This is a genomic window from candidate division WOR-3 bacterium (assembly GCA_039803925.1).
In the GTDB taxonomy this organism is placed as follows: Bacteria; Hydrothermota; Hydrothermia; order Hydrothermales; family JAJRUZ01; genus JBCNVI01.
The window spans coordinates 18,471-37,505 of the sequence record JBDRZL010000008.1 but is presented as its reverse complement, the minus strand read 5'-3'; the positions used below and the strand labels follow the sequence as shown (position 1 = coordinate 37,505).

Here is a 19,035-nt window from a genome sequence, read left to right as displayed (position 1 = left end):
CAGTATGAAATTTGAAAGATCTTTTATTCCTACTCTAAGGGAAGTACCAAGAGAAGCAGATAATCCTGCTTATGCCCTTTTATTGAGGGCAGGATATGTAAGAAAACTTGCTGCAGGAGTTTTTGTTTTCTTGCCTTTAGGTTTTAAAAGTATAAAAAAAATTGAAAATATTGTAAGAGAAGAAATGAATAGTATCGGAGCCCAGGAAATGCTAATGCCTGCTTTATCACCTAAATCTATATGGGAAGAATCAGGAAGATGGGAATCTTTTGGTGATGATATTTTCAGATTAAAAGATAGAAAAGGTTCAGAATTTGCCCTATCTCCAACTCATGAAGAAATAGTTACATATCTTGCAAAAAATGAAATAAAATCCTTCAGGGATTTGCCACAGATATGGTATCAGATTCAAACAAAATTTAGAGATGAGCCAAGACCAAGAGGAGGACTTTTAAGATGCAGAGAATTTTCAATGAAAGATTCTTACTCTTTTGATGCTACTTGGGAGGGTTTGGACGAATCTTATGAAAAGCATAAAAAAGCCTATGAAAAAATTTTTTTAAAATGCGGTTTAAAATTTCATTTTGTTCAGGCTTCTTCCGGAATTATGGGTGGTAAGGAATCAGGTGAATTTATGGTGGAAAGTCTTTATGGAGAAGATAAACTGGTTATATGTCCAAAATGCGGATATAAAGCAAATAAGGAAGTGGCAAAATCAAAGCCTAAAATAAAAAGTTTTAAAGGTAATAAAAAAAAGGAAAAAGTTTATACACCAAAGATAAAAAGTGCTCAAGAAGTTTCAGAATTCCTTTCAATTCCCCTTGAAGGTATAATAAAAAGTATTCTTGTAATGAAAGAAGAAAAACCAATACTTGCTGCTGTTAGAGGTGACTATGAATTACACATTGGAAAGTTATCTTCAATTTTAAACTCTCCGATCAGAATTGTTGAACCTGAGGAAGTAAAAGAAATACTCGGTGTTTCTGCTGGTTTTGTTGGACCATTAAATTGTAATTTACCCCTTATTATTGATGAATATGCTTATGAGATTGAAGGTGGAGTAATTGGAGCTGGTGAAGAAGATTATCATATAAAGGGAATAGTGCCAAAAGAAGATTTCAAAATAATGGAAATCGGGGATATAAGAGAGGCTAAGGAAGGAGACTTATGTTATTTTTGTTCTGAGGAACTAATTTTTAAAAATGCAATAGAGGTTGGCCACATCTTTAAACTTGGTACAAGGTATTCTGAAACAATGGGAGCATATTTTACAGATAAAGATGGTTCAAAAAAACCAATAATTATGGGAAGTTATGGTATAGGAATTGGAAGAATTCTATTATCTGCTGCTGATCTTTATAAGGATGAAAATGGTCTTTCACTTCCCATTACTATTTCACCTTTTGAGGTTCATATTGTTGATTTTAATTTAGACAAAAATTTGACTGAAAAGATTGAAAAAGAGTTTAAAGAAAATAAAATAGATTATATAATAGATAATAGGGAAGAAACTCCGGGTATTAAATTCAAGGATGCTGATCTTATAGGTGTACCGATCAGAATAACACTTGGTAAAAATATTGAAAAAGGGTTAATAGATATTTTCGTAAGAGAAAGTAAAGAAAAAATAGAGGTAAATTTGAAAGATATTACTTTAAAAACAAAAGAAATTATAGAAAAAAAGAAAAAGGAACTTAATAATGTTTGATGCAGATAGTATTAAAAAAGCCCTTATGAATATATTAGAAAAAGAACTGGAGGAAGAAAATATATATCTCCTTGATTTAGAAGTTAAAGGTACAGGTAGAAAATTTAGAATAGTTTTAACAATAGATAAAAAAAACGGTATCACCGCTAAAGATACTGAAAAATGGGCAGAAAGGTTAATTAATATTCTTAAAGTGGAAGGTATTTATATAGAACCTGAAATTGAAGTCACATCTCCAGGACTAAATAGAGAACTTAAATCTGAAAGAGAATACTTATGGGCTAAAGGTAAAAGAATAAAAATAATAACAAAAGATCGTGAGTTTAAGGGACATCTACTTGATTTTAAGGAAAATTTATTTTATATTGTAATTGGTAAAAATTTAATTAAAATACCGGTGGAAGAAGTAAAAAAAATTAAATTATGTGAAATGGAGGAAATTTAAATGAAGACTTATGAACTTATGGAATACATTGATCAAATAACAAGATTGAGAAGGATTAATAGGGAATATGTTATAAAATCACTTAAAGATGCCTTTGAAATAGCTATTAAAAAGTATTATAGGGATAATGCCTTCCCTGTTGAAGTTGAAATCAATGATAAGGTGGGACAAATTAAAATATGGATTTTAAAGAAGGTAGTTAATGAATTAAAAAATCCAAACTATGAGATAACCTACCAGGATGCAAAAAAAATAAAACCTCTTGTTGTTCCGGGAGAAAGTATCAAAATTGAAATGGATATAGAACAACTTGGAAGAGGTGTAGTATATAGAATGAGGGAGATTTTTACAAAAAAGATAAAAGAAGCGGAAAAGGAAAGAATTTATAAGGACTTTGAAACAAAAATTGGTGATATAGTAAGAGGAATTATTCAAAAGGTAGATAAATCTGGCGTATATTTAGGACTGGGTAGGGCAGATGGTTTTATGCCGCCCGAGGAACAGATTAGAAAAGAAAAATATAGAATCGGAGCTGAAGTAAGAGGTCTTGTTTTGAGTGTTGAAACCTCTGGAAGGAGACCACTTGTAAAAATATCAAGAACCCACCCTAATTTTTTAAAGAAATTACTGGAGCTTGAAGTTCCTGAAATTCTTGATGGAATAGTTGAAATAATGGGAATTGTTCGTATTCCTGGAGAAAGGGCAAAAATTGCTGTAAGAAGCCATGATCCGAGAGTTGATCCTCAGGGTGCCTGTATCGGTGTGAGAGGTTCAAGGATACAGATAATCACAAGAGAACTTGCAGGAGAAAAAATTGATGTTATCCCGTGGTCAGAAAATAAAAAAGAATTTGCTAAGAATGCCCTCTCACCTGCAAGACCAATCCAAATGATTGAAGAAGAAAATAAAATTATTGCTGTTGTGCCTGATGAAGAGATAAAGGTTGCGAAAGGAACAGGTTCACAGAATGTTCAACTTGCCTCAAAACTTGTAGGCATTGAGATATGGGTTATATCCCAGAGTGAATGGGAAGGAAGAAAAAAAGTTCTTATTGAGGAAATGATTTTGCCTGAAGAGATAAAAGTTGAATTAAAGAAAGAGACAGATGGAGTTTTTTCAATACACGAACTTAGAGGTAGATTAGAAGCAATGAAGCTGGAAGAAAATGAAATTAGAAAAATTTTAAATGAAAATAAGGAGAAATTTGAAAGATGAAAAAAAAAGAAAAAGATAAGAAAAAAGAAAAAAAGGTAAAATTAAAAGAAAAAACTAAAAAGGAGACAAAAGAAGTAAAAAGGGTTAGAAAACCGAGGGAAAAAGGTAAAAAAGTTAGGGATTTAGCAAAAGAGCTGGAAATGTCTTCTAAAGCTTTACAAGAATTAATGAAAGAAATGGGAATTGAGGTAAAATCACATACAAGCTTAGTTGATGAGGATACAGAAAAGAAAATAAAAGAATTTATTGAGAGAAAAAAAACAGAAGAGATGGAAATGTTAAAAAAGAAAAAAGAAATATGGGGTGAAGAAGAGAAAGAATTAAAAACTGTTGAAGAAGGACCTGTATTAACAGAAGAAGAAATAGAACATAAATTAAAGGAGACTCTTTCCAGACTAAGAACAGGGCCTAAAATAAAGAAAAAAATTAAAAAAGAAAAGGAAGAGACAGAAACCCTTGAAGAAGTAAAGGAAAATATTCTATACATTCCAGGAGCATTAACTGTGGGTGAATTTGCAAAAATGATGGGAGTAGATCCTGCAAGAGTAATAGAAAAATGTATATCCCATGGTGTTTTTGCCACAATAAATCAAGTCATTAATGTAGAAACAATGATGATAATAGGAGAAGAATTTGGGTTTAAAGTAGAGATTAAAGCAGAGGAATTGGTTGAAGAAGAAAAAGAAGAACTTGGGGAAAGAAGACCACCAGTTATTACAGTTCTTGGACATGTTGACCATGGTAAAACAACACTTCTTGATTACATAAGAAAAACTAAACTGGCAGAAAAAGAACCTGGAAGAATTACCCAGCATATTGGTGCGTATCAGATTGAGTATCAGGGTCATAAAATAACTTTTATAGATACACCAGGACACGAAGCATTTACAGCTTTAAGAGCAAGAGGAGTTCAAGTTACTGATATTGCTCTCCTCCTTGTTGCTGCAAATGAAGGCGTAAAGGAGCAAACAAGAGAAGCTATTAGCCATGCAAAAGCTGCAGGTGTTCCTATAATTGTAGCAGTAAATAAAATGGATCTTCCAAATGCCAATTTAGAAAAAGTTATGGCAGAACTTGCAGAAGAAGGGCTTGTTCCAGAAGAATGGGGTGGGAAAACAATTGTAGTACCAATATCAGCAAAAACAGGAATGGGAATTGATAATTTACTTGAAGCAATCCTACTTGTTGCTGAAGAGTTAGATATAAGAACATCATTAAAAGATAGAGCAAGGGCAGTTGTTATAGAAACTAAACTTGATAAAGGAAGAGGACCTCTTTGCACTGTAATAGTTCAGAGAGGTATTTTAAGAAAAAAAGATCCGGTTTTAGTTGGAACTACTTGGGGTAAGGTAAGAAATCTATATAATGAATGGGACCAGGTTATTGAGGAAGCCTATCCCTCAACACCATGTGTAGTTCAGGGTTTAGAAGAGCTACCAACTCCAGGAGATATACTTATTACCATGCCATCTGAAAAAGAAGCTAAAGAAGAAGCTGAAAGAAGAAAGGAATTGAAAAAAGAGCAGATAAAAAGAGCTGAGCTTCAGACAGCCCTAACAAATATACAGGAAAAGATTTTAAAAGGTGAATTAAAAGAATTGCCTCTTATAATAAAGGCTGATACTCAGGGTTCAGTAGACGCTTTATCTGATACTCTTTCTAAAATGCAATATGAAGAAATAAAGGTAAATGTAATTCATAAAGGCATTGGAATGGTAACAGAAAACGATGTTTTACTTGCATCAGCCTCTAAGGGGGTAATACTTGCCTTTAATACAGGAGTGGATTCAAAGGCAAGGAATCTTGTAAAAAATGAAAAAATACTTATTATGGAACATAAAATCATTTACCATGCATTAGATGAAATTCAGAAATTATTAGTAGGAATGCTTGAACCTGAAGAGGTAGAAGAAGTAGTTGGTGAAGCTGAAGTAAAAAAAGTTTTTAGGGTATCAAAACTTGGTTTTGTAGCAGGTTGTTTGGTTAAAAGCGGAAAAATTGTTAAAGGATACCTTGCAAGAGTAAAAAGAAACGGTGAAGTTATTCATGAAGGTAAAATAGATTCTCTTAAACACTACCAGGAAGATGTTTCTGAAATTGAATCGGGTAAAGAATGTGGCCTTCATATAGAAAATTATTCAGATATTAAAGAAGGTGACATAATTGAAGTATTTATTAAAATCAAAAAAGAAAAAACATTAAAGTGAGCATAGGAGGTATAAGGATAGAAATTCTAATTCCCGAGAGCTTTTCATTAAAAGAGAAAAGAAAAATTTTAAACAGTTTAAAGCAGAAAATTTTAAATAATTTCAACGTTTCAGTAGCAGAAGTTGATGATAATGAATTGTGGAATAAAAGTGTGCTTGATATTGCAATAGCAGCAAAAGACATGTATAATCTAAATGAAAGAATTTCAAAAATAAAGGATTTTTTGATGAGAGAAAACAGTATTGAGGTTTTAAAGATAAATTTTCTACCTGAGGACTAAATTGAAAACATACAGACCTGAAAGAGTTTCAAAGGAAATTATGAGAGTCCTGAATGAAGTAATAAGGAATGATATAGATGATCCCAGGCTATTAAATTTATTAATTCTTGATGTAGAGATATCGAGTGATTTAAAGAGGGCGAAAATCTTTTATACCCAGTTAAAGGAAGAAGAAAAAATAGATATGATCATTGAAAAAGCAAAAAATTTTATTAGAAAAAAAATTGCGGAAAAAATAGAACTTAAATTTATGCCAGAAATTTTCTTTATAAGGAGGTAAAGATTATATGAGTGAAAAAATTAACGGGTTTCTCAACATAAAAAAACCGAGGGGCTGGACAACTTATGATTGTGTCAGACATGTGAAGAAAACTTTAAATGTGGAAAAAGTAGGTCATGCCGGAAATCTTGACCCTCATGCTACTGGTGTTGTTGTTATAGGAATAGGAAAAGCTACAAAGCTTTTACCCTATGTAATGGAACTGGAAAAAGTATACATTGCTGATGTAAAACTGGGAATTTTAACCGACACCTGGGATATTACAGGAGAAGTTATACAGCGTAAAGAAATTCCTGAATTTTCAAAGGAGAAATTGGAAAAAATAATAAAGGAATTTGAAGGAGAAATAGAGCAAGTGCCCCCACCCTACTCCGCAGTCAGAAAAGGCGGAAAAAGATTATATGAGCTTGCAAGACAAGGTATACTTGTTACGCCTAAATCAAAAAAAGTATTTATTAAGCAGATAAATCTTCTTGATATAAGGAAAAACGGTTTTACAATGAGGGTAACTTGTTCAAAGGGAACATACATAAGAGCTTTAGCAAAGGATATAGCTGAAAAACTTGGAACCCTTGGTGTTATTGAAAACCTATTAAGAGAAAGAGTTGGGCACTTTTATATAAAGGAATCAATTGATCCAAACAATGACCTCATACAGAATTTGAAACCCCTTGAGTATGGTGTTCTTCATTTTGGTGAAGTTTCTCTAAAAAATGAAGCTGTTTCAAACTTTGAAAAGGGTGTTCCTGTTCCTTTCAGCAGTTTTATAAGATTTTCTGCCAATTTAAAAAGATTTTCTTTTGTTAGAGTTTACGATGAAAATAAAAACTTTATAGGGATAGGACAGATAGATGTTGATTTTCTCAATCCAAGAAAAGTTTTTTCTAAAATTGAAGAAATTGAAAATTCAGAAGATTGAATTCCCTTATTTTCCCTCAGTAGAAAAACCCCCAGTTTTAATACCTGGAAACTTTGATGGTGTTCACAGAGGTCATAGAATTCTAATTGAAGAAGGCAGAAGAATTTCAAAAATTCTTAAAACTAACTTAGTAGTTTTGTTTTTTGAACCCCACCCTTATTTGTTCTTTCATAAAAACAGAAATAATTTCCTTTTGACTACACTTGAAGAAAAAATTGAAATCTTAAAAAGTTTGAAAGTAAATGAGGTCTGGATTTTAAATTTTGATGAAAAACTTGCTGAGACTTCACCTGAAATTTTTGCAGATAAACTTCTTAATTTAGAAATTTCAAGACTTATTCTTGGACCAGATCATACTTTTGGGAAAGATAAAAAAGGTAATATATTTACAATGGTAGAAATAGCGAGAGAAAAAGGTAAAGTTTTAACTATTTTTCCCTTTATAACTTACAAAAACAGAAAAATTTCAAGCACGAGAATAAGAGAACTTATAGAAAAGGGAGAAATAGAGGAAGCAAATACTTTACTCGGATACAACTTTTTCATAAATGGAACAAAAATTAAAGGTTCTGGTAGGGGTAAAAAACTTGGGTTTCCAACCATAAATTTAAAAATATCAGAATTAAAGATAAAACCTAAAGAGGGAGTTTATATTGTTGAAACTGAGATAAAAAACAAAACCTACCAGGGTTTACTTTACTACGGTTCAAGACCAACTTTTAATGAAAAAGAAAAAGTTTTCGAAGTATATCTTTTTAACTTTAATGGTGAGTTTAAGAAAAAAAATTTAAAGGTAAAATTCCACAAATTTATTAGAAATGACATGAAGTTTGATAGTGTTGAAGAACTAAAAAAACAAATTGAAAAAGATATAAATATAGGATATACTTATTTTTTAAAAAAGGGTTCAAATCCCGATTAAAAAAAACTACAATAATATGTTGACAAAAGAGGAGAAATTAAAAATAATAGAAAAATTCAGGATAAATGAAAAAGATACTGGAAGTGCACCGGTTCAAATTGCTCTAATTACGGAAAGAATAAACTATCTTACAGAGCACCTAAAGAAACATAAAAAAGATGTTCATACAAGATACGGTCTTCTTAAACTTGTAGGAAAAAGAAAAAGACTTCTAAACTATCTAAAAAGAGAGGACTATAAACTCTACCAAAAAGTTATAAACGAACTTTCCATTAGAGGATAAATTGAAAACTTATACTTTAAAATTAGGAGATTCTGAGTTAATAATAGAAATAAAAGATATAGCAAGACAGAGTCAGGGATCTGTTTTAGTAAAAATTGGAGAAACTGTAGTTTTAACAACAGCAGTTTCTTCACCTTCAAAAGAAAAAACTGATTTTTTGCCTCTTTTAGTTGAATACAGAGAACAAACTTTTGCTGCAGGAAAAATTCCAGGAGGTTTCATAAAAAGAGAAGGTAGGCCGAGAGATAAAGAAATAATATACGGAAGAGCTATAGATAGAAGTATAAGACCACATTTTCCTCCTGATTTTACAGATGAAGTGGAAATTGTGTCTTTCTTATTGTCCTATGATATGGAACAGGAAGGTGATTTACTTGGTATAATCGGAGCATCCTGTGCTCTTTCAATTTCTGATATACCTTTCAATGGACCCATAGGTGCTGTAAGAGTTGGAAGGATAAATGGAAAATTAAAGATAAACCCTAAGAGGTCAGAACTTGAAATTAGTGATTTCAACCTTCTACTTGCAGGTAAAAAAGAGGGAATATGTATGATAGAATTTCAGGGAAATGAAATAAAGGAAGAAGATATCATTGAAGCATATAAATTTGCGGTGCCATATATAGAAGAGTTAATTGAATTACAGGAAAAAATTCAAAAGGAAATAGGAAAGGAAAAATACGATTACAAAAAAATCGAAATTGATAAAGAAATTATTGAAAGAATAAATAATTACAGAGATGAATTAAGGAAAAAACTATTTATTCAGGAAAAAGTATTAAGAACAAAAGCTTTAGATGAGCTTAGAGAGAAAATAAAAAAAGAAGTATTAAAGGACTTTCCGGATAAATTAGTAGAAATCAATATAGCTCTTAATAATCTTGAAAAGGATATAGTTAGAGAAAGAACAGTAAAAGAAAAAATAAGAATGGATGGAAGATCTTTAAATGAAATAAGACCTATATGGTGTGAAATTTCAGTTTTACCAAGAACTCATGGTTCAGCTATTTTTACAAGAGGAGAAACACAGGCTTTATGTGTAACAACTCTTGGAACAAAGGAAGATGCGCAGAAGCTCGGTGAACTTGAAGGAGAAGAAGTAAAAAGGTTTATGCTTCACTATATGTTTCCTGGATTTTCTACAGGCGAAGTTGCTCCTTTAAAAGGTCCCTCAAGAAGAGAAATAGGTCATGGTAATCTTGCTGAAAAGGCAATTGAACCTTTAATTCCACCTGAAGAAAAGTTTCCCTATACAATTAGAGTTGTGTCTTTAATTCTTGAATCAAATGGTTCTACTTCAATGGCTTCTGTATGTGGTGCTTCCCTTTCTCTTATGGATGCTGGTATACCTATAAAATCTGCCTGTGCCGGTATTTCAATTGGATGGATGGATTACGAAGGTGAGGATGTTCTTCTCTCAGATATAATAGGCTCAGAAGATCACTTCGGAAATATGGATTTTAAAGTGGCAGGAACAGATAAAGGTATTACTGCAATTCAACTGGATATTAAAAAACCTTATTTACCTTTATCAATTTTTGAAAAAGCACTATTTGAAGCAAAAAAGGCAAGGGAATTTATTTTACAAACAATGTCAAGAACAATAAACAAGCCCAGGAGTTCAATTTCAAAATATGCTCCAAAAGTAAGAGCCTTTTTAATACCAAAAGAAAAAATAGGAGAAGTTATAGGTCCAAGTGGAAGGGTAATAAAAAGAATAATTGAAAAAACAAATGTAAAAATTGATATTGATGATACAAAGGGAGAAGTTTTTATATATGGAGAAAATAGTGAAAATGTGGAAGAAGCACAAAAATTGATTGAAGAGATTGTTCAGGATATTGAAATTGGAAGAAATTACAAGGGAAAAGTAACAAGGGTTGAAAATTTCGGTGTATTTATTGAAATACTTCCAGGGAAAATAGGTCTTGTTCATGTATCGGAATGGGCTCCATATAGGATTAAAGATTTGAATAAAGAAGTTAAACCTGGAGATGAAGTAATTGTTAAAGTAATAGGAATTGATGAACTTGGAAGAATCAGATTATCAAGAAAAAGAGCTTTAGAAGAAAATAGAAAAAAAGAAAATCTAAAAATTACCGAATAATAGAAGGTTCGACTCCTTTTTTTTAAATTTTTTAAAATGTCAGATTCTAAAATTTTTGAATTAAAAAATTTTTTTGACTTGGACGATTATTTGAGAGAAGAAGAAAAATTAATAAGAAATACTGTAAGAGATTTTGTTGAGAAAGAAATATTGCCTCATATAGGTGAATGGTGGTTAAAAGGAGAATTTCCCAAACATCTTATACCCCAGATGGCTGAACTTGGTCTTTTTGGACCAACTATACCGGAGGAATATGGAGGTGCTGGCCTGGGTTATGTTGCTTACGGGTTAATGATGCAGGAACTCGAATACGGTGATTCAGGAATAAGAAGTTTCTGTTCAGTGCAATCTTCCCTTGCAATGTATTCCATATTTACCTTTGGATCTGAAGAGCAAAAGAAAAAATACTTACCTCTTATGGCTAAAGGAAAACTTATAGGAAGTTTTGGTCTTACAGAACCGAATGCTGGAAGCGATCCTGCCTCAATGGAAACAAGATGTAGAAAAGAGGGAAATACATGGATAATAAACGGAAGAAAAATGTGGATAACAAACGGAACAATGTGCGACCTTTCCATTATATGGGCAAAGGATGAAAATGAAAAAGTTCAGGGTTTTATTGTGGAAAAGGGAACAAAAGGTTTTACCTCAAGGGAAATTAAAACCAAAATATCTTTGAGAGCTTCTGATACTTCTGAACTGATACTTGACGAGGTAAGAATTCCAGAATCGCAGAGACTTCCAAACACAGAGGGACTAAAATCTGCTTTAATGCCTTTAAACGAAGCAAGGTACGGGATAACCTGGGGATGTGTCGGTGCTGCCTGGGCATGTTTTGAGGAAAGCTATAAACATGCACTTGTAAGAGAACAATTTAAAAAACCCATTGCATCCTTTCAGATTACGCAGAAGAAACTTGTTGATATGTTTGAAAAAATATGGAAGGCACAACTTTTATGTTTGCATCTCGGAAGAATGAAGGAAAAGGGAAAAGCAAGATATATTCATGTATCCCTTGTTAAGAGAAATAATACAAGGGTTGCTCTTGAAGTAGCAAGAGAAGCAAGAACAATTCTCGGTGCTTACGGTATAACAACAGAGTATAACTCACTGAGACATGCAAACAATATGGAAAGCGTTCATACATATGAAGGAACCTATGAAATTCATACTTTAATTGTAGGAAGATACTTAACAGATATAGATGCTATAGATAGATAAAATTTTTTATTCTTTAATTTTCTGTATTATCTTTTCACTCTCTGTCTTAACAAGATCAGCAACATACCTTACAATTTGAGAAATTCTTTCAGACCTTTCATCCATTTTTTCAAGCCTTTCATCCATTTTTTCAAGCCTTAAATCCATTTTTTCAAGCCTTTCATCCATCTTTTCAAGTCTTAAGTCCATTTTTTCAAGCCTTTCATCCATCTTAACTAAATACTCTCTCATTAAATCAATTTTTTCATCCATCTTTTTTAATATTTCTTTTGTCATTTTACCGTTGACAAAAACGGCATATATGGCAAGAACAAGAACTAAAATTGATGCTAAAACACCGGAAAATCCAAATAAAAATTCCATTTTATAATGATAATTTATTTTAAATACTTTTTCAATTATTTTTACAAAATAGATTAAAATTATTTATGGAAAAATTTTTTAAATCAGAAGAAGAATTTGTTGAATTTGTTAAAAAATTTGAAATCCCCCATCCATATATAAGGGAAGGAATTGGTGATGATACATTAATTTTAGAAATTGATAAAAAAATCTTTGCACTTACAACTGACTCTTACTCTGAAGATGTTCATTTTAGGAGGACTTATCTCACTTTAAAAGAAATAGCTTTCAGATGCACGGCTGGTGCATTAAGTGACCTTGCAGCTTGCGGAGCTAAACCCATAACTCTTCTTATATCTCTTTTAATACCCGAAAACTTTACAAAAAATGATATAGAAGAATTTTACTCAGGAATTAAAGAAATAACAAAATTTTTTGGAATATCTCCTTCCGGTGGTGATCTTATAAAAGTAAAAGATAAATTTTCCTTTACAATAACATGTATAGGTGAAGTGGACGATTATCCTATTTTGAGGAAAGGGGCAAAAGAAAATGACTTATTATGTATTACAGGTGATACAGGAAAGGTTTTAGCATCCCTTGAAATTCTGGAAAAAAATTTGAGTATTAATGAAGACATAAAAAATAAATTAATACAAAAATTAAAATTTCCAAAACCTAAGATAGCTGAAATTATTGAATTAAAGGAAAAAATTAAAATAAATTCAGGAATAGATATTTCAGATGGTATTGCTAAGGATGCAAAAAGACTTGCTGATAGTTCAAAAGTGAAAATAATAATTGAAGAGGAAAAACTTCCTTTTTCTAAAGAATTACTTGAATACACAAGGAGATTTCAGAAAAATATTATTGATTATTTGCTCAATTCAGGCGAAGAATATGAAATCCTTTTCACAATTCCCGATATAGAAAAGAATAAATTACCTGAATGGGTTAAAATAATTGGAAAAGTTGAAAGTGGAGAAGGTTTATTTCTAAAAGATAAAAAGGGGAATTTAAAGGAAATAAAAGGAGGTTACGATTTTTTTGCTATAAAAATTTAACTATTCTATAATTTTTGCTTGTTTAATCTCTATAAAATATTCAGGTGTAGGACACTTATGACCTTCTTTCTCCTGTTCCTTGATATCACAACAACTTTTTATTTTACCTCTTAAAATTCCCCTTACTTCAACAATTTTCCCTTTTGAATCCTTAGGAAAGGTAATTTTATGATCAATACTTTTTGCTAAAATTTTATTTTTATTTTCTTCAATTAAAACCCAGCATCCAGAATCTTGACAAACATCCACAATTTTACCCTGAACAAGAACTTCTTTATTAATATACTTTTCAGGTTTCTGTGTAAGGTTACCTATACCAATTTTTTCTCTTGTACTTAACATTAAAAAAATTAAAGTAAAAAATAAATTCATTCTAATAAATATTGGTTAAAAAGGATTTGAACCTTATAAAAAATTAATTTATAATCATTTAATTTTAAAATATAAAAGGGTTCAAATCCAAATTAAAATAATAATTGAAAAAATATGAATGAAATTATAAAAGAAATTGACTCAAGGGGGATAGAGGTAATTCGTCTATGGTTTACAGACATTCTCGGAAATGTTAAGGGATTCAATATAACAAGAGAGGAACTTGAAAGGGCTCTTGAAGAGGGAATAGGGTTTGATGGTTCTTCTATTGAGGGTTTTGTAAGAATAGAGGAATCCGATTTAATAGCAAAACCTGATTTAAATTCCTACTTTTTCCTTGAAAACTTTGATGGGAATCCTTCTGTTGTTTTCATATGTGATATTTTATATCCTGATGGTTCTTTTTACGAATCATGTCCAAGACATGTTTTGAAGAGAAATTTAAATTTTGCAAAAGAGTTGGGATTTGACTTTTATGTTGGTCCTGAACTTGAATATTTTTATTTTAAAAGTGATAAAGAAGTAGAAATTCTTGATAGAGGTGGATATTTTGATATTTTGCCTATTGAAAAAGCTGTCAATGCAAGAAAAGAGACTTTACTTACTTTAAGAAAAATGGGGATTATGATTGAAGCAACTCACCATGAAGTTGCTTTTTCCCAGCATGAAATTGATTTCAGATATCAAAAAGCACTCAAAATGGCTGATATAGTTCAGGTTTCAAAGGTTATAATAAAGCATATAGCGAGAAAATACGGAATATATGCTACCTTTATGCCAAAACCAGTCTTTGGAATAAATGGGAGTGGTTTTCACTGCCATATATCTTTATTTAAGGGAGAAGAAAATGCTTTTTATTCTGAAAATGATGAATTTAATTTATCAGAAATAGCAAAGGGATTTATTGCTGGTCTTTTAAAACATGCAAGGGAAATAACAGCAGTTACAAATCAATGGGTAAATTCTTACAAAAGACTTGTAGTTGGGTATGAAGCACCTGTTTATTTATCATGGGGTAGAAAAAATAGGTCAGCTTTAGTGAGAGTTCCTGCTTTTAAACCCTATAAGCCAAAATCTTGCAGAATTGAATACAGAGCTCCTGACCCTGCCTGTAATCCTTATCTTGCTTTTAGTGTCATATTAAGAGCCGGTTTAAAAGGGGTAATTGAAAAATATCCTTTAAGAGAACCCATTGAGGAAGATATTTATGCAATGCCTGAAGAAGTAAAAAGAAAATATGGAATTGATTCCTTACCGGATTCTCTTTATTCTGCAATTCTTGAAATGGAAAAAAGTGAACTTGTTAAAAGTGCACTCGGGGAAGAGGTATTTACAAAATTTATTAGAAATAAAAAAAAGGAATGGGAAGATTACAGGATTCAGGTTACGGATTATGAACTAAAAAATTATTTACCCTTACTTTGAAAATTTAAAAAATAAATAATAAAATTAAAGAAGGGGCGCCCGTAGCTCAACTGGAAAGAGCGTCGCCCTGCGGAGGCGGAGGCTGTGGGTTCAAATCCCACCGGGCGCGTAAAGCTTTAAAATGATAAAAGCCTGCATCTTTGACCTGGATAATACACTTTTAGATTTTATGAGAATGAAAAGAGAATCAGTTGAAATGGCAGTTGAGGCAATGATTGATGCTGGTTTAAAAGTAAAAAAAGAGGCAGCAATTGAAAAAATTTTCAAACTTTATGCAGAAACTCATATTGAGGATCAAAAAATTTTTGATAGATTCTTAGAAATTGAACTCGGATACGTTGATTATAAAATACTTGCAGCAGGAATCGTTGCTTACAGGAAAGCAAAAACAGCAAATATGATACTTTATCCCCACATAAGATTTGTATTAACTGAACTTTTAAGAATGGGATTAAAACTGGGTGTAATTTCTGATGCTCCGAGACTCCAAGCCTGGACAAGACTTGCAGAAGTTGGACTTCATACGATTTTTAACGCTGTTGTAACCTGGGATGATACAGGAATAAGGAAACCAAAACCAGAACCTTTTCTTGCAGTTTTAAAAAAACTTAATGTTAAACCCAATGAAAGCATAATGGTAGGAGATTGGGCTGAAAGAGATATATATGGAGCAAAGGAAGTGGGAATGATAACGGTTTTTGCAAAATATGGTGATACCTTTGGAACAAAAAACTCAGGTGCCCACTATGAAATTGAAGACCCACTTGAACTTCTTGATATAGTTAAAAAATTAAATGAAATTGAATAATATAAAAATAGGTGTAGATTTAATAGAAATTGAAAGAATTATAAAAGCCTATGAAAGGTTTGGAGAAAGATTTCTAAAAAAAATTTTCACAGAAAGAGAAATAGAATATGCCCTTAAAAGAAAAAATCCTTTTCCACACCTTGCAGGTCGTTTTGCAGCAAAAGAAGCAGTAATGAAAGCATTGGGAACGGGTTTTGGAAAAGGTGTTTATTTTAAAAACATAGAAATAATAAGAGAACCTGGCTTTGAACCTGAAGTTAAACTTCACGGAAAGACTAAGGAAAAATTCAAAAATAAAAAATTTTCCCTATCAATTACACATGATGGAAAATATGCCCTTGCTTTTTGTATTATGTTAGATTGTGAAGAGTAAACATTATTCTTCTCTGTTTGAAAAATTTGAAGATATAAAAAATAAGATTAAAAAAGGAGCAACTTTTGATGAAGTTAGGGAAGAATTAAAAGAACTTTATATAGAAGTAAAAGATGAAATTGATCTTCTCTTAGAACTTCTTGAAGAAATAAAAAGAGAAACTCTAAAACTTAAATCTGCTGCAGGAACTATTGATCCATATAAATTTGTTCAGAGACTTCAGATTACAGAAGTTGATATAACAACTTTTATAGAAAAAGGATGGAATGAGATAGCAAAAGGAAACTATGAAAATGCTATTAAGATACTTGAAGAAGTTAAAGAAAAAGCACCGGATAACACAAAGGTTTTGAATCTTTTAGGATGGGCTTATGTTCAGGCAGGAAGATATGATGATGCCTTTCCTCTTTATCTAAAAGTCCTCCAGCTTGAACCAAGAAACACTCTGGCAATGAAAGATATTGGGTTTATATGTTATAAAAAGGGAATTTACGGTGAAGCAATAGAACACTTAGCAAAAGTTATAAGAATTGATAACAATCCTTCAGCGACACTTTATGCTCTTTATTATTTAGGTTTAATATACCTTGACAGAGAAATGTATGATGATGCTATTTCTTTTTTCAAAAAAGCCCTTGATAGAGGACCAAATCTTATTGAAGCCCTTTACCATTTAGGAATAGCTTATGAAAAGAAAAAGGAATATGAAAAAGCAAAAGAGAGCTTTAGAAGAGTAATAGAAATTGCTCCTGATTCAAAATGGGCACAAAAGGCAAAAGAAAGGCTTTAAAAATGCTTGAGGAATATTTTGGATTTAAAAGAAATCCCTTCAAAAATACAGTAGACCTTGATTTTTTTTTCTGGGCTGATAAAATAAAGGAAAGTTATGCCAGGGTTTTATATCAGATCTTTGAACTAAAGGGGGGACTTTCACTTATCCTTGGTGAAATAGGGTGCGGGAAAACAACTCTTGCTAATTTACTTGAAAAGGACTTAAGAGAAAAAGGTAAAGAAGTCACAGTTTTTTACGACCCCTTAATAACTCCTTTAGAATTCCTTAATATACTTGCTAAGAAATTTTTAAAGTTAGAAGAAAACATAAAAAGAAACAAAACATTTTTAAGGAATGAACTCGAAAAAAAACTTAAAAGTGAACCTTTTAAATATATAGTAATAATTGATGAAGCACAACTTCTCAGTAAAAATCTCCTTGAGGAAATAAGGTTACTTTTAAACATGGAAATATCAGAAGGAAAACTTTTACAGATTATACTCTTTGGACAACCTGAATTAAAAAAGAAATTAAAAAAACATCCAGCTATAATGCAGAGAATCGCAATTGCTTATACTTTAAATCCTTACAATGAAACAGAAACAGAGGAATATATAAAACATAGATTGAAAGTTGCTGGAGGTGATGAAAATATTTTTGAAAAGGAAGCAGTTAAAGAGATTTATAAAGTTACAAAAGGGTATCCGAGATTAATTAATACTTTCTGTGCCAATGCCCTTTTTGTAACCTATTCACAGGATAAGAAAAAAGTAGATAAAAGTATTATTGAACTTTTAAAAAAGGATTTTGAATTTCACATCGGTTAATTAAAATCTAAAACATTTTTTATCCTTTTAATAACCTCCCATGGTTCTAAATCTTCCAGAAATATCTTTAAATCCTTAAAATTTGAAGATAAAAAACTATCAAGTTCTAAGGGTAATTTTTTATTTAATAGCAAACATGCCCTTACTCCTGCATAAAGTTCTGAAAAAGTTATTACTTTAAACTTATCAACCATATCAAAAAGTTTTAAACAGGAATTCATTGTCATGGGGACATAATCCTCCTGATTTTGTGAAGTTGGTATTGAATCAGAAAGATCCGGAAAGGTTAAAGTTTTTATATAAGATAAAAGAGATACAACAAGATTATGTAATATCATTAGACCTGTTTTTTTACCGGGTTCCTTTGAAAGAAATTTAGGCATATCAATTACCTCACTTCCCATCAAATGATTAATCCTTCTTTCTGAAATATTTGATAAAACTGCTATTATTTTTTTTAAATTCTCAGAAACAAAGGAAAGTCGGATTCCAATAAAGTTTCCACCTGAAATAACTTTATCACCTATAACCAAAGGATTATCACTTACACACTCAATTTCCTCTTCTATTACTCTTTTACAGAACTCAAAAATTTCCTCACATGTTCCCCTTACCTGAGGCATACATCTGAAAGAGTAAGGATCCTGAATAAGCTTTTTCTTCTTTTCAAATTTATAATCCTTAAGTAAATCCCTGTAATATTTAGCTATTTTTTTCTCATTTTTAGAATTTCTTAAAACTATAAGGTTCTCATTAAATATATCTGAATTTCCATCCACTGCCACAAAAGAAAATAAATATGCTCTATCGTATATATTTAGTATATTTTCAAGAATTTTAATTAGATAAACTAAAAAAGCAAGGGAAACCTGAGTTCCATTAATAAGAGCAAGACCCTCTTTATACTGGAGCTCAAGAGGTAATGTATTCGTTGATTTTAAAACAAGATATGTGGGTAAAATTCTGCCCTCATGAATAACCATTCCCCTACCTGTAAGGGCAAGAGCTATATGAGAAAGAGGAATAAGATCTCCACTTGCTCCAAGTGAACCAAAGGCAGGAACATAAGGAACAATATCCTTATTTAAAAATTCCTCTAGTTTATTAAGAACTTCAGGTCTTACTCCTGAATAAGCCTTTGATAGCATGTAAAGCCTTAAAAACATAGCAATTCTAACAATTTCCTTTTTAAGAGGTTCTCCATAGCCTGAAGAGTGTGATATTACTATATATCTCTGTAATTCATTCAATTCATCAAATTTTAATATTTTATCAGCAAGTCTTCCCACACCTGTATTAACTCCGTATACAGTTTCACCTTTATTTACTATATTCTCAAGAACTCCCCTATTTTCTTTAACTTTCTTTAAAACATCCTGCTCTATTTTAACTTTCTTACCTTTTCCAATTAAAAAAAGTTCATCAATTGTAAGTTTATCAATCCCAATATGAAAGTATCTCATA

The 19,035-nt window shown here is 31.2% G+C and carries 20 protein-coding genes and 1 tRNA gene; 18 read left to right on the top strand and 3 right to left on the bottom strand.

The features are described from left to right. The first annotated feature begins 4 nt into the window (after window positions 1-4). From ABIN17_04850 to ABIN17_04800, 11 genes are read left to right on the top strand one after another with little or no spacing between them, the layout of a single operon-like run. Window positions 5-1,708 carry a proline--tRNA ligase gene (locus ABIN17_04850; GenBank protein ID MEO0284385.1) on the top strand — a complete coding sequence of 568 codons (1,704 nt, stop codon included), beginning with the start codon at window positions 5-7 and terminating at the stop codon, window positions 1,706-1,708. After that, on the top strand, window positions 1,701-2,153 hold the full coding sequence (locus ABIN17_04845; protein ID MEO0284384.1) for a hypothetical protein: 453 nt from the start codon (window positions 1,701-1,703) through the stop codon (window positions 2,151-2,153). Before ABIN17_04850 ends, ABIN17_04845 begins: the two co-directional genes overlap by 8 nt. Then, window positions 2,154-3,368 carry a transcription termination factor NusA gene (gene nusA / locus ABIN17_04840; GenBank protein ID MEO0284383.1) on the top strand — a complete coding sequence of 405 codons (1,215 nt, stop codon included), beginning with the start codon at window positions 2,154-2,156 and terminating at the stop codon, window positions 3,366-3,368. It abuts the gene before it with no gap. Then, a complete protein-coding gene (gene infB / locus ABIN17_04835) occupies window positions 3,365-5,575 on the top strand; it encodes a translation initiation factor IF-2 (GenBank protein ID MEO0284382.1) in 2,211 nt (736 codons plus the stop codon). The genes nusA and infB overlap by 4 nt, the downstream gene beginning before the upstream one ends. After that, on the top strand, window positions 5,572-5,856 hold the full coding sequence (locus tag ABIN17_04830) for a DUF503 domain-containing protein (GenBank protein ID MEO0284381.1): 285 nt from the start codon (window positions 5,572-5,574) through the stop codon (window positions 5,854-5,856). Before infB ends, ABIN17_04830 begins: the two co-directional genes overlap by 4 nt. 1 nt (window position 5,857) lies before the next feature. Beyond that, window positions 5,858-6,136, top strand: a complete 279-nt coding sequence (gene rbfA / locus ABIN17_04825; protein MEO0284380.1) for a 30S ribosome-binding factor RbfA — start codon at window positions 5,858-5,860, stop codon at window positions 6,134-6,136. A gap of 7 nt (window positions 6,137-6,143) precedes the next feature. Beyond that, entirely contained in the window at window positions 6,144-7,055 is a 912-nt protein-coding gene (truB, locus tag ABIN17_04820; GenBank protein MEO0284379.1) for a tRNA pseudouridine(55) synthase TruB, read from the top strand. Further along, complete coding sequence (gene ribF / locus ABIN17_04815) at window positions 7,027-7,977, top strand: riboflavin biosynthesis protein RibF (GenBank protein MEO0284378.1); 951 nt, start codon at window positions 7,027-7,029, stop codon at window positions 7,975-7,977. Before truB ends, ribF begins: the two co-directional genes overlap by 29 nt. 16 nt (window positions 7,978-7,993) lie before the next feature. Further along, the gene (gene rpsO / locus ABIN17_04810) at window positions 7,994-8,260 is read left to right on the top strand and encodes a 30S ribosomal protein S15 (GenBank protein MEO0284377.1); all 267 of its coding nucleotides are present in this window, start codon (window positions 7,994-7,996) and stop codon (window positions 8,258-8,260) included. Between the two features lies 1 nt (window position 8,261). After that, entirely contained in the window at window positions 8,262-10,367 is a 2,106-nt protein-coding gene (locus ABIN17_04805; protein ID MEO0284376.1) for a polyribonucleotide nucleotidyltransferase, read from the top strand. Between the two features lie 36 nt (window positions 10,368-10,403). Next, entirely contained in the window at window positions 10,404-11,588 is a 1,185-nt protein-coding gene (locus tag ABIN17_04800) for an acyl-CoA dehydrogenase family protein (GenBank protein ID MEO0284375.1), read from the top strand. A 6-nt stretch (window positions 11,589-11,594) separates the two neighbouring features. On the opposite strand, the gene ABIN17_04795 is transcribed toward ABIN17_04800, so the two are convergent. Beyond that, window positions 11,595-11,951: a hypothetical protein gene (locus tag ABIN17_04795; GenBank protein MEO0284374.1), complete on the bottom strand. Its 357-nt coding sequence runs from the start codon at window positions 11,949-11,951 to the stop codon at window positions 11,595-11,597. 65 nt (window positions 11,952-12,016) lie between these two features. On the opposite strand from ABIN17_04795, the gene thiL reads away from it, so the two are divergent. Next, window positions 12,017-12,994, top strand: coding sequence for a thiamine-phosphate kinase (thiL, locus tag ABIN17_04790; protein MEO0284373.1), 978 nt, complete (start codon window positions 12,017-12,019; stop codon window positions 12,992-12,994). On the opposite strand, the gene ABIN17_04785 is transcribed toward thiL, so the two are convergent. After that, window positions 12,995-13,366 (bottom strand): DUF4920 domain-containing protein, encoded by a 372-nt coding sequence (locus ABIN17_04785; protein ID MEO0284372.1) that lies wholly within the window; start codon window positions 13,364-13,366, stop codon window positions 12,995-12,997. Window positions 13,367-13,480: 114 nt separating this feature from the next. Here ABIN17_04785 and glnA point away from each other — a divergent pair, with 114 nt between their 5' ends. From glnA to ABIN17_04755, 6 genes are all read left to right on the top strand, one after another. Beyond that, on the top strand, window positions 13,481-14,791 hold the full coding sequence (glnA, locus tag ABIN17_04780) for a type I glutamate--ammonia ligase (GenBank protein ID MEO0284371.1): 1,311 nt from the start codon (window positions 13,481-13,483) through the stop codon (window positions 14,789-14,791). Window positions 14,792-14,826: 35 nt separating this feature from the next. After that, window positions 14,827-14,900: transfer RNA gene (locus ABIN17_04775), tRNA-Arg, on the top strand. 12 nt (window positions 14,901-14,912) lie between these two features. Further along, window positions 14,913-15,599, top strand: coding sequence for a TIGR02253 family HAD-type hydrolase (locus ABIN17_04770; protein MEO0284370.1), 687 nt, complete (start codon window positions 14,913-14,915; stop codon window positions 15,597-15,599). Continuing rightward, complete coding sequence (acpS, locus tag ABIN17_04765; protein ID MEO0284369.1) at window positions 15,592-15,972, top strand: holo-ACP synthase; 381 nt, start codon at window positions 15,592-15,594, stop codon at window positions 15,970-15,972. Before ABIN17_04770 ends, acpS begins: the two co-directional genes overlap by 8 nt. Next, complete coding sequence (locus ABIN17_04760; protein MEO0284368.1) at window positions 15,962-16,762, top strand: tetratricopeptide repeat protein; 801 nt, start codon at window positions 15,962-15,964, stop codon at window positions 16,760-16,762. The genes acpS and ABIN17_04760 overlap by 11 nt, the downstream gene beginning before the upstream one ends. A gap of 2 nt (window positions 16,763-16,764) precedes the next feature. Then, entirely contained in the window at window positions 16,765-17,571 is an 807-nt protein-coding gene (locus ABIN17_04755) for an AAA family ATPase (GenBank protein MEO0284367.1), read from the top strand. On the opposite strand, the gene ABIN17_04750 is transcribed toward ABIN17_04755, so the two are convergent. After that, window positions 17,568-19,034 (bottom strand): aromatic amino acid ammonia-lyase, encoded by a 1,467-nt coding sequence (locus tag ABIN17_04750; protein MEO0284366.1) that lies wholly within the window; start codon window positions 19,032-19,034, stop codon window positions 17,568-17,570. The genes ABIN17_04755 and ABIN17_04750 overlap by 4 nt on opposite strands. Window position 19,035: the final 1 nt, after the last annotated feature.